A 12416-nucleotide genomic window follows, 5' to 3' on the forward strand; every position below is an offset into this window, starting at 1 on the left:
ATTTCTTTAAAATCCTTCACTAAGTAAGAGGCTGTTTATTAGGGATTCCCGGCTTTCTGGGATACTTCCTTGGTGTTGCTTTTTTCTTTTGAACAACTACCAAATTACGTGTATCGTCCACTCCCGGCAACGCTATTTCGATTTCTTCGATAAATTTTCCGCCTAAGAGATTGATGGCTTTTCGCGCTTCCGCTACTTCCTCTTCGCTTTTCATGGCTTTCAAAGCCACAAAATACCCCTCTTGCTTTACTAAGGGCAGACATAATTCTGCCAGTACATTCAGACGGGCAACCGCTCGGGCAGTTACCAAATCAAACGATTCACGGAAGTCTTTGTTTTTACCAAATGTTTCTGCTCGATCATGGTACAAAAACACATCTGATAAGTTCAGCTTCTCCACTAGTTCCGTCAAAAACTTGATCCGTTTATTCAAAGAGTCAACGATCGTCACTTTCAACTCAGGAAAAGCTATTTTTAATGGGATGCTGGGAAATCCTGCCCCCGCTCCCACATCGCAAAGACTAAGATTTTTACGAAAAGTCTCTTCTGCGGAAACAAGCATCAGCGAGTCAAAAAAATGTTTTAAATACACTTCTTGCTTTTCGGTGATAGCAGTCAAGTTGATTTTTTTATTCCAATCCACTAACAAGTCAAAATAAAGTTCATATTGCTGCATTTGCTCATCAGTCAAATGGATGCCGTAATTTTCTAATCGCTCTTTAAACTCTTCAGGTGTCATGTCCATCCTCTTTCACTAGTCATTTTGTCTTAACTTTATCGTATCCTTACGCCAAGTTCAATAGTAGAGGTAGAATATCCTTCAATCATTTTCAATTAAGTTGTGTGTTTGTTATTTTATAGGTATCATAACAAATTTTTCAAAAATTGTTAGTTATTTGCATTTTATGGAAATACTAACTGTCAACAGCGGAAATTTGGCAGGGAGGTACTTATATCAAAAATAGTGAAAACAAATGCTCGCCTGACTAAAGGCATTAAAAAATTAGAATCAGCCAATAGTCTCTTGGCTGATTCTAGTTACTTAATATAAGGATGGTCCTTTGCCTCAGCTTAGTCAATAGCTTAATCCTTTTCAAAATGCTGCTACGACATAATTGATACCAGTAATCATAAAGTAAAAACCAACTAAAAATGCTAAAGTAAACGCGGATAGTAATGGATTGAACATCAATACGAACCCCAAAATGATTCCCAAGACATTCGCAGCAACAGTAAACCAATAAAAAGGGCGGCTGACTAACTTAATCACTTTTGCCACAGATAGTTCCCCCACAGAATCCATAATGAACCAAACAGCAAAAAAGTATGGAAGCAAAGACAAACTGACTCCAATATTAAAGATAAGAAGCACACCCACAACAATGTCCAGAATCCCAAGTACAATCAGAATTTTTGATTTATAGCCCGTGTACTCTTTCATTTTATTCCTGATCAATAACTCAAAAATACCTTTTGCCACGGCCGTCATTCCAAACATCATCACCACAGCAATCAAACTGCCCTCAGGATTTCTAAAAGACATCAGTGAGATAAGAATATAAAGAATGCCGATAATCAAGTAACTCCAGTTGAAATTTTTCCCTCGCTCCATTATTGACACCTCCCTTTTCTTTCCTTACTTTCATTCTATACCTTTTATGAATGTTTGTTAAAAAATTGCTGTTTTTTTAACAAACATTCAGGCCCTAACATGGGGCTAGAAATAGATAGTTCGCTGAAAAAGCCTTGCTAGTTTGAAAAAACCAAAAGTTCGGCTGCAAAAGTGTCCAAACGGTCAATAGTTTCTAACAAGTCTTCTTTTGTTACTTTTGGTGAAATTGTACAAATCCTAATAACTTTTTTGTTTTTTAATTCTGTTGTCAAAATGTTGGCCCAACCGCTTCCTTGAATTTTTTGGGCAATTTTACTATTCAATTGATCCAGTTCTTCTTCTGTTTTTGATTTATCTATATATCTGAAGTTAATCATTGCCAGTTGTGCAGAACTGACTATCTCCCAATGACTGCTTTTTTTGAGTTCCGTCTCCAAATATTTAGCCATCTCAATACTGTAGTCAATGTTTTCAGCCAGCTTATCCGTTCCCAATACTTGCAATGTCAGCCACAATTTTACTCCCAAAGCGGGGCGGGAAAGTTCAGGTCCGATATCCCAAGAATCTATCTGCTGTCCACTGTGGGCGTCCTGTAAATAAGAAGGGTCATCGCTAAAACTTTTCAACAGCGTCTTTTTATCTTTGACCAGTACCATGGCACAAGTATATGTTTGATAAAGCCACTTGTGCGCATCCAAGATGGTACTGTCTGCATACTCGATTCCTTTTAGAAGTGAGGCATTCTTTTTTGACATAATGACAGAAGCTCCAAATGCGCCGTCCACATGAAACCACACATTATGACGCTGACAAACTTTTCCCAAATCTTCCAACGGATCAATTGTGCCTGAATTTGTAGTTCCAGACGTTCCTATCACTACAAAAGGTATCAACCCTTTTTGCTGGTCTTCCTGAATCATTTCCTCCAAAGACTCAGGAATCATTTTCAGCGCCCCATCTGTTTTCACCCGGCGAATTCTACTATCGGGAATGCCTGCCATCCGCAAGCCTTTGTTGATACTATGATGAGCCTGAGCTGACACATAGGCGACACCTTTAGTAATTTGATCCAGCTCCAACTTATCATCTCTTGCGGCAATCAAAGCGGTCAAATTAGCTAGCGAACCGCCAGAAACGAAAACTCCGCCAAAATCCTTTGTATAACCCATTTTCTGACAAAAATAATCAATCAGCAATTTATGTATTTGCGCAATCACCGGTGCTGAAAACCAACCGGCGGCATTAGGATTGTATAAAGTCGTCAAGATGTCTCCCAACTTTGACACATCTTCTACGGGTGCCGGCACAAATGCAAAGCTTCGCGGATGCTCACCGACTACCCGATAAGGAAAGACTTCTTCTTTCAGCACTTGAACCATTTCTTTCAACGGCCGACCATCGGCTGGAAAATCTAATTGGATAATTTTTTCAAATGCTTCTGATGACGGTTCTTTATACGTCAGCTGTTGATTTTTATCCACTGTTTTTTCCTCAAAATAAGTTGATATGATGTTTGACAATTGTTCTTTCATTGGATGATGTCCCATTATTTCCTCTCCCTTAAATTAAACTTTTGTTTTTTCTATTATTATATACCTTTTTTGTTGCCTATCCTTCCATTGTATACCTCTCTTATCTCTTTTTAAAACCTTTCGTATCTCAAGCACAAATTAGTCGTCAGATTTTAGGCCAAAGCTGCTCCCTTGGTGAATTAAGCGATGAGCGACACCATTATGATTATCATTCGTACTGAGTTTCCATGATACATATTAGATAGCACCATAAGCTAAGAAGCGATTTTATGAATGAAAAATAAAAAACAACTGAAGCTTTCTCAGCTGTTTTTCACTAAAATAATGTCACAAAAACTGATAACTTTTATGTGCTTTGCCCAGTGCCTGAGCTTTATAAATCCATGAACCTCCCTCACCCTCGCCGTCATTAGAACAAATCAGAAGCTCTGATGTTTCCGGAATCAACATAGGATGTGTGGAACGGAGCATCTGATGATTCAAACGCTCCGGCAGCAGCACTTGATGGACTGGATAGCCAGAAGAATTAAAAACCAGCACCCGCCCTTGCATATACATAGCGACATAAAGATTGCCCTCATCATCAATACAGCAAGAATCCGGCCCTTCCAATCCTGTAAAATGATAAGGAACACTGCTGCCAAAAGCCGGAATCGTCACGCCATCTTCTTCCAGCGCCCAGTAATGTAAACGATTGTTGCTCATTTCAGTCACCCATAAAGCATTTTGTTCAGGCGCTAACGCAACACCATTAGGGACGGCTAAATTCCCCATCACTTTTGTTATTTGCTGATAATCAGGAGACACATAGTAAACTCCTCCCGCAGGTTCACAGGAATAGCCTTTAAAATCAGTAAAATAAAAACCGCCTTTCTGATCAAAAACTAAATCATCAATAACGAAATGCTGTTCCTTTCCTACAATAATAGACTGTTCTTTTCCGTCAGGAGACAATGCAATCACAAAGCCGGAGTCTTTAAAATTTCCTAAACAAGCCACAAATAATCGTCCATCTCGGTGGATTTTTATTGCTGCCGGATTCTCACCTGATAATTCAGCGATTTTTATCAGTTTCTTGTCAGGCAGTACCAATTTGAAGATAGTGCCTCCAAAAACTTCGACAAAATACAAATTTCCTTCCCGGTCAAAACATAGTCCTTCCAATTGAAGTTGTTTTTCAGAAACACAAAACCACGGCTCTGCAATTTGTGTCGGCAAATCTTTTTCTGACACAGGCAATTGATCTGCCCTTAACCAATCTTCAAGATTTTTTGATTTTTTATGCATGGCGTCAGCCCCCTTATCTTATATTTTTACTACTCAGCTCCTATAGTATACCAAAGAAAAGAAAGCGTTTTTCATGTCCGCCAAAAAAATAGAAATATTTAATAAGTTCCTTTAGTACATAGCAGATTCTTGTTTAATTAAAGACGGATTATTAGCCTTCTAGATGCTGAATATCTACTAAAACAATTTAATTTTAGCAACAAAAAAACAGCCACAATTTCTGGCTGTTTGATTGGATAGCTAACAAAATTTATTTCTTCTTTTCAACTTCAAAAATCCGCCAATCAGCAACAAAATAATGAGTTGTGAGAAAAACACAAGGACGAAAGGGTTCATCAATAAATTTTCCATGGTACATTCACTCCTCACATAAGAAAACCAGATGTTACTGTCAAGAAGAGCACATCATCTATGCTTTACTTCATTATAACGAGTGACTGTAAAATCAGGTTTAATTTCATGTAAAAAGAATGTAAACATGACTATCATTTGTTTTTATATTTTATTTAGAAAGGCGCTCTTTATAAATCGCGGAACGGTTCAATAATCTCATCAATTTTTCGATTCATTTCATCATCAAGAGACCAATCCAAACTTCCAAGATTCACCTCTAATTGTTCAACAGAAGACACTCCGGCAATAATGCTTGTAACTTCCGGCTGTTGTCTTAACCAGTTCAAACTCAACTGTACCAACGGTTTGCCAATATCACCAGCAATACTATCAAGTTTTTTTGCTGCTTCCAAGTATTGCATATATCTTAAATCATCATTGAGCTTGGGATTGCCTGCCCGCTCATCTTTATCAGAATAATACCTGCCGCCGTTAAAAAATCTCCCCGCTAACAACCCTTGAAATAATGGCAGATAGGGGAAAAACGCCTGTCCATATTTACGGACAATCGGGAAAATTTCTTTCTCTGTCTGATACTCAAGCGTGTGATTACGATAATCCAACGTGTTTCTTTCCAGCATATTATACAAAGACTGCTGACTATTTATATCAATCAAACTCATCATTTTTTCTGCATCCTGAGCCGAAAAATTACTTAGTCCCAAGTAACGTGTTTTTCCGGATTTTTTCAAAATATCCAACGCCTCAGCTGTTTCCTCAAGAGAGGTCTGATGATCCGGCCAGTGAAGATGAATCAAATCCACATAATCTGTTCCCAATCTCTTTAAACTGCGGTCAACTTCCCACAAAATACTTTCTTTTGTCAGATTATAAGCCGCACCCCCGCCAGTATTATCCCATACTCTGCCTACTTTTGTAGCGATAAATGCCTTATCCCGTTTTCCTTTGAGAGCTTTTCCGACAATTTTTTCTGATACCCCATTTCCATACAAAGGAGCTGTGTCTATCATGTTGATGCCTTCATCTAAACCGTAGTGAATCGTTTTGATAAATTCTTTTTCATCCCAATTATCCCAGCCTCCGCCAAATCTCCACGTTCCGATACCAATGGCTGAAAGTTTTTCAGGAATTTGTTTCGTTTCTTTATAAATCATCCTATCTTCTCCACCTCTCACTGTTATTTTTATCTGTTTTCTTTAATGTACCATAATCCCTTGTTTTATTAAAATAAGTTCCCTCCAACCGAATTTTTAAACAAAATTTGGTGAAAGAGAACTTTTTATCATCTAAAATCTTAGACAAGCGGCTATAAATAATCTTTTCTCAGAACATCATCGCTCAACTGTGTTAAATATTTTGGCGCAACATCAAAAACCGTCTGAGCACCGTAAACTTTTTCATCCGCTAATCTGACACATGCTCTAGCATAGGCAACAATCACGCTGGCGGTGAATTCCGGATTACTCTGCAAATCTAATGAAAAATCGTAAACTTGTTTCATTCCCTCTGAAGTCTCACCTACTCGGAGTACTTTCCCGCCATGGGGCATCCCCTGTTTGTGTTCCGATTCCAACGTCTTTTGAGAAATGAAATGCACCGTCGTATCGTAGTCGGAAAAATAATTCGGCATCTCGATAATTTCATTTTTTATTTTTTCTTGATCTGCCCCTTCCTCAAGTACCACAAAGCATTCCCGAACATGTTTATCCCTCGCTGTTAGTTCCAATTTCTCCCCAGCTTTCAACCGTTCGATAATTTCATCATTAGGAATTGTATACTGTACCGCATCTGCCACACCAGAAACACGCCGCAGTGCATCGGAATGCCCTTGACTAACCCCTTTCCCCCAAAAAGTTAATGTTTCCCCTTGGGGTAAAATACTTTTTGCAATCAATCGATTCAAACTAAACAATCCGGGATCCCAGCCAACAGAAATAATTGAAGTCTTTTGATGCTCTTTTGCTATTTTATCTACTGCCAAAAAATGCTCAGGTATTTTAGCATGAGTATCAAAGCTGTCCACAGTATTAAACCATTGTGTCAGTTTTGGCGTCTGTTCAGGCAAATCTGTGGCAGAGCCGCCGCAAAGGATGCAAACATCGATATCCTCTTTTTTGTTCATCAATTCAGCCATTGGAAACACTGGACTTCCTTCTGATGAGACTGTCTCCGGTTTTCTTCTAGTAAAAATTCCTATCAGGGACATGTCAGAATTTTTTTTGATTGCTTTCTCTACACCACGTCCTAAATTACCATAACCTACTATTGCTACTCTTATCATTTGTCTCATCTCTTTTCATTTGTCTATTCTTAATGTTGTAACTACTTAAGCTTATATAAAAATTTTACACTTTTTTCTTTTATTTAGCTAGCTTGGCATATAGGGAGCTAGATAAACATTGGCAAATTTATTTTGATTACACTTGAAAGTAGCCTTATTCTGCTTGGACATTCAAGTCTTTTGTTCGAAAAAATAACCCTCAACTTAATTAAAAATAGATTGAGCCGTTTCAACCAAATTATTTAGTCAACTAGCGGTTGATATTAAGAAATCAACCATCAGTGCATAGTAATTTCATTTTTACTGCAGTATCATAAGTTCAGGAGGTGAGAATATGTGTCCAATTGGAATCGGGAAATTTATCGCCAGTCGTCGTAAACAATCTAATATGACACAAATGGAACTTGCAGAGAAAGTTGGGGTTACCAACAGAGCTGTTTCAAAATGGGAAACAGGCAAAAGTATTCCCGATGTTTCGATCATGCTAGAGCTTTGCGAAATATTAAATATAAGTGTCAACGAATTACTTCGTGGAAAAAAATTAAATATCAGTGAAGAAAAAGAGGAAGCGGAACAACACACCTTGACAATGCTTGTCGCTAAAAACGAACTAGAAAACTTTCAAATTTTAACTGAGATACTCATCTTTGCAGGTATTGCGATTGCAACTACATTGACTTCTATTTTCGCAGTAACTACTTTACAAAAAATTATTACGCTATTAATTGGAGGGTTTGTCTGGGGATATGGTCTTTGGATGAGGATAAAAATAAAAAAAGCAATCAAGAAAATCAATTAACACCGAAATAACTTTCATAATCACAAAATGATTATTCAATAAAAAACAACCACAGATATTTATGTCAAAGTCACACTGTCTAGACAAAACAAAACTGCTGAATTATTTGCAAAATATATGACTTTTTAGCCAAATGGCATTCAATCAAAAGAGAGGTCGTCTCTGACCTCTCCTAAACGTTGATACATCAACACTTTATTCACTTATGGTCTGATACTTCCCCTGTTCCAGATAAACCATCAGAATACTGATATCTGCTGGGTTGACACCGCTGATACGGCTGGCTTGGGCAATTGTCGTCGGCTGTATTTTTATCAGCTTCTGACGAGCTTCTGTGGCCAAACTGTCGATAGCTTCATAGTCAATATTATCTGGAATTTTTTTAGCTTCCATCCGTTTCAGCTTGTCCACCTTGTCCATGGCTTTTTTGATATATCCTTCATACTTGATTTGTATTTCGATTTGCTCAATGACTCGGCGATCAAGTTTCTCGGAATCTTCAGCAAAAAACGGCAACAAGTCCAGATAGGTCATTTCTGGACGTTTTAATAAATCCGATACCAAAATACCATCTTTCAACAACGCAGAGTTTTTACTTGCCAAAAAGTCTTGCAACTCTGGGGTTGGTTTTAAACGTGTCTTTTTAAGACGCTTCAACTCTTCTTCCACTTGATGTTTTTTGTCTCTATACTTTTGATACTGTTCTTCAGAGACTAGCCCAATGTTATAGCCTTTTTCTGTCAAACGGAAATCAGCATTATCATGTCTCAAAATCAAACGATACTCTGCTCTGGAAGTTAACAGACGATATGGCTCATTCGTTCCCTTAGTGACCAAATCATCAATCATCACCCCAATGTAGCCGTCACTGCGTTTTAAAACAAAAGGTTCCTTGCCTTCGATTTTTAAAACAGCATTGATTCCTGCCATCAGTCCTTGACCAGCCGCTTCTTCATAACCGCTAGTACCGTTTGTTTGGCCAGCGGTGAAAAGATTTTCTATTGTTTTTGTCTCTAGTGTGGGCCAAAGTTGGTGGGGAACGACCACATCGTATTCAATCGCATAGCCGCTGCGCATCATTTCTGCCTTCTCCAACCCCGGAATCGTGTGAAGCATCTTGTGCTGGACGTCCTCTGGCAAAGAAGTGGATAACCCCTGAACATATATTTCTTCTGTATCTTTTCCTTCAGGCTCCAAAAATATCTGATGACGGGGTTTGTCGCTGAAGCGGACCACTTTATCTTCGATTGATGGACAGTAGCGTGCCCCCACTCCCTCAACGATACCTGTAAACATCGGCGCCCGATGTAAATTCTCACGAATAACTTCATGGGTCTTACCATTAGAATAAGTCAGCCAACAAGACCATTGTTGGGTTTTATAATCTTTATCTGCCGTAGCAAAACTAAAATGATTAGGCGTTTTATCTCCCGGCTGTTCTTCAGTAACACTATAGTCTATGGAACTGGAACGAATTCTTGGAGGTGTGCCTGTTTTGAAGCGGTCAATTTCCAAACCTAGGGATTTCAAATTTTCCGATAGTTTCAAAGAAGGCTGAGAATTATTCGGACCTGATGAATATTTTAATTCACCAATAATAATCTCTCCCCGCAAAGCAGTACCTGCAGTGATGATTACCGCTTGTGCATAATACTCTGCACCGGTCGAAGTCACGACACCGCGACAGACCCCCTCCTCTACAATCAGCTCGTCCACCATTCCTTGGCGGAGAATCAAGTTTTCTTGCCGTTCCAAAGTATGTTTCATGCTTTCTGAATAGTCATTCTTATCTGCCTGAGCTCTCAACGCACGAACGGCAGGTCCTTTGCCAGTATTCAGCATACGCATTTGAATGTATGTCTTATCAATATTTCGGCCCATCTCGCCGCCCAAAGCATCGATTTCCCTAACCACTACACCTTTTGCCGGACCGCCTAGAGACGGATTACAAGGCATGAATGCTACCATGTCTAAGTTAATCGTCAATAATAATGTTCGATGACCCATTCTTGCTGAAGCTAGTGCTGCTTCTGACCCGGCATGTCCAGCCCCCACAACAATGATGTCGTACTCTTCTGCAAAATATCTTTCCATCCTTGTCTTCCTTTCCTACTTTCCTAGACAAAATTGACTGAATAATTGAGTGATCAATTCATCTTGAACACTTTCTCCAATGATTTCCCCAAGCAAATCCCATGCACGGGTCATATCAATCTGTACTAAATCCACCGGCATTTCCTGCTCAATACCAAAGACTACTTCATCCAGTGCTGAGTCCGTTTCTTCTAATAAACCAATATGACGGACATTGGACACATAGGTTCCATCTTGTTCCCCTAGATTTCCGCCAAAAAACAAGTCGACGATTCGTTCTTCCAGCTTGTCCACACCAGAACTATCCAAGACAGATATCTCTACCACATCTTTTTCTTCTACATGTTGATATAAAACTGATTTATCCAGCTGGTTGACTAAATCCATTTTGTTCAAAATAACAATCCGTTTCAACTCAGCCGTATTTTGAAGCAGCTGGATATCTTCTTCACTTAATGGTTCCCCTTGATCCAGCAATAATAAAATAAAATCAGCTTCTTTCAAGGCTTTCAGACTGCGCTCTACCCCGATTTTTTCTACGATATCCTCTGTTTCTCTGATACCTGCTGTGTCGATTAATTTCAACGGCACACCCCTGACATTGACATATTCTTCAATCACATCACGGGTCGTCCCTGCAATATCGGTAACGATAGCTTTGTCTTCTTTTAATAAGTAATTCAATAAACTTGATTTTCCCACATTCGGCCGCCCGATGATGGCTGTTGCCAGACCTTCTCTTAATATTTTTCCTTGTTTGGCGGTCTGCAATAAATGACCTACTTGATTTTTAACAATCTGAGCTTTTTCTTTCAACATTTGTGAGGTCATTTCTTCCACATCATCATACTCAGGATAATCAATATTCACTTCCACTTGTGCTAAGGTTTCCAAAATCTCCTGCCTTAAATTCCTAATCAAATGGGATAAATTACCATCCAGTTGTGTCAATGCCACATGCATGGCTTTATCAGTTTTAGCACGGATCAAGTCCATGACTGCTTCCGCTTGAGATAAATCAATACGCCCATTTAAAAATGCCCGTTTCGTAAATTCACCGGGTTCAGCCAAACGTGCCCCTTGTCTTAAGAGCAGCTGCAAGAGCTGATTGGTGACTACCATGCCGCCATGACAATTGATTTCTACGATATTTTCCCTAGTGAAGGTACGAGGAGCTAATAATACCGTAACCATGACTTCATCAAGCATCTGGTGGTTTTTAGGATCCTCTATATGTCCATAATGGATAGTGTGACTGGACGCTGTTTTTAAACTGTCTTTAGCAACAAAAATCTTATCTGCAATTTCGACCGCTTCTTGTCCGCTTAGACGGACAATACTGATTGCCCCTTCTCCTGGAGGTGTGGAAATCGCTGCGATCGTATCAAATTCCTTGGTTATATTCACTTTGCCGCCGTCCTCTCCATTTAAATTTTCACAAAAAAAAGTGCCCACTCCACCCCATAGTTTCTTGGAGTGAATTAGCACTTTGACTGCTTCATTCAACGTTATCTGCCTTAAAGTCATTATGATCATACATTATTTTTAACCCAATGGCAACTAAAAAAAAAGAACCCTTCACCGTTCAGTGAAAAAGAGTCCTTTTTTTATCATCGTATTTCTACTTTGATAAGAATGATTACCATAAGAAATATACGCTAATTCGTACCTAGTTGTCAACCGCATTTCCCATTAAAAAACATCTTTTTGGGGTTCCACCACAAGATAGCGGTAAGGTTCTTCCCCTTCGGAATGGGTTTTGACATAAGGGTGATCTGTTAAAATACCATGAATGATTTTTCTTTCAAACGCAGGCATTGGTTCCAAGGAAACCGGACGCCCTGTTTCTTCCACTCTGCGGGCCGTTTTTATCGCCAGCTTTTCCATGGTTGCCTGACGTCGCTCACGGTAGTCTCCCACATTTACCACTACAGATAAACGTTCTTTAGAGACTCTATGGACAAACACTTGGGATAAATACTGCATGGCATTCAACACCCTGCCGTGTTTTCCAATCAACATGCCGGCTTTTTTACTCTCTAGATGGAAGACAATCAACTCTTTTTCTCTAGCGACTTTCACCATGGCTGGTGCTCCCAGTTCTCTCGTCACATCAGTCAGATACAGTGCAAGTTCGGTGATTGTTTGATCTTCTGACAGATTTTCAAGGACCTTCGTATACGTTCCTTTATCAGTGACTTTTTCAGATGCTGTTTCGTCTCCGGACTTTACATCTTCCTTAGTCTTTTTTTCCTTAGTATCTGCGGGCTGCTCTACTGGTGTCAATTCAACTAAAGCTTCTTTTTTGCCAAAACCTAGAAATCCTTTTTTTTCTTCTTCGATAATTTTAATGTCTACTGATTCCCTCGTTAATCCTAACGATTTTAGACCCGTTTCGATGGCTTGCGCTACTGTTGCTCCTTTAAATTGTGACACAAAATGACCTCCTTTGAATCA

10 protein-coding genes are annotated in these 12416 nt (G+C 39.2%); 1 reads left to right on the top strand and 9 read right to left on the bottom strand.

Annotated elements, in window-relative coordinates; genetic code table 11:
• Window positions 1-19: 19 nt before the first annotated feature.
• The 6 genes from rsmG to CBF29_RS07000 form a co-directional block, all read right to left on the bottom strand.
• The gene (gene rsmG / locus CBF29_RS06975; RefSeq protein WP_126808868.1) at window positions 20-739 is read right to left on the bottom strand and encodes a 16S rRNA (guanine(527)-N(7))-methyltransferase RsmG; all 720 of its coding nucleotides are present in this window, start codon (window positions 737-739) and stop codon (window positions 20-22) included.
• Between the two features lie 354 nt (window positions 740-1093).
• Window positions 1094-1612 carry an HdeD family acid-resistance protein gene (locus CBF29_RS06980; protein WP_126808870.1) on the bottom strand — a complete coding sequence of 173 codons (519 nt, stop codon included), beginning with the start codon at window positions 1610-1612 and terminating at the stop codon, window positions 1094-1096.
• 137 nt (window positions 1613-1749) lie between these two features.
• Window positions 1750-3159 (bottom strand): pyridoxal phosphate-dependent decarboxylase family protein, encoded by a 1410-nt coding sequence (locus CBF29_RS06985; protein WP_126808881.1) that lies wholly within the window; start codon window positions 3157-3159, stop codon window positions 1750-1752.
• Between the two features lie 312 nt (window positions 3160-3471).
• Window positions 3472-4431 carry an SMP-30/gluconolactonase/LRE family protein gene (locus CBF29_RS06990; protein ID WP_126808883.1) on the bottom strand — a complete coding sequence of 320 codons (960 nt, stop codon included), beginning with the start codon at window positions 4429-4431 and terminating at the stop codon, window positions 3472-3474.
• Window positions 4432-4952: 521 nt separating this feature from the next.
• Complete coding sequence (locus CBF29_RS06995; RefSeq protein WP_126808885.1) at window positions 4953-5939, bottom strand: aldo/keto reductase; 987 nt, start codon at window positions 5937-5939, stop codon at window positions 4953-4955.
• Between the two features lie 152 nt (window positions 5940-6091).
• Window positions 6092-7066: a diaminopimelate dehydrogenase gene (locus tag CBF29_RS07000; RefSeq protein WP_126808887.1), complete on the bottom strand. Its 975-nt coding sequence runs from the start codon at window positions 7064-7066 to the stop codon at window positions 6092-6094.
• 334 nt (window positions 7067-7400) lie between these two features.
• Here CBF29_RS07000 and CBF29_RS07005 point away from each other — a divergent pair, with 334 nt between their 5' ends.
• Complete coding sequence (locus CBF29_RS07005) at window positions 7401-7865, top strand: helix-turn-helix domain-containing protein (protein WP_126808890.1); 465 nt, start codon at window positions 7401-7403, stop codon at window positions 7863-7865.
• Window positions 7866-8060: 195 nt separating this feature from the next.
• Here CBF29_RS07005 and mnmG read toward each other — a convergent pair whose 3' ends face one another.
• The 3 genes from mnmG to jag form a co-directional block, all read right to left on the bottom strand.
• Entirely contained in the window at window positions 8061-9959 is a 1899-nt protein-coding gene (gene mnmG, locus CBF29_RS07010; protein WP_126808892.1) for a tRNA uridine-5-carboxymethylaminomethyl(34) synthesis enzyme MnmG, read from the bottom strand.
• A gap of 15 nt (window positions 9960-9974) precedes the next feature.
• A complete protein-coding gene (gene mnmE, locus CBF29_RS07015) occupies window positions 9975-11366 on the bottom strand; it encodes a tRNA uridine-5-carboxymethylaminomethyl(34) synthesis GTPase MnmE (RefSeq protein ID WP_245987295.1) in 1392 nt (463 codons plus the stop codon).
• 285 nt (window positions 11367-11651) lie between these two features.
• Window positions 11652-12395, bottom strand: a complete 744-nt coding sequence (gene jag, locus CBF29_RS07020; RefSeq protein ID WP_126808894.1) for an RNA-binding cell elongation regulator Jag/EloR — start codon at window positions 12393-12395, stop codon at window positions 11652-11654.
• Window positions 12396-12416 lie beyond the last annotated feature (21 nt).

This window comes from Vagococcus elongatus, assembly GCF_003987645.1.
GTDB lineage: Bacteria > Bacillota > Bacilli > Lactobacillales > Vagococcaceae > Vagococcus_A > Vagococcus_A elongatus.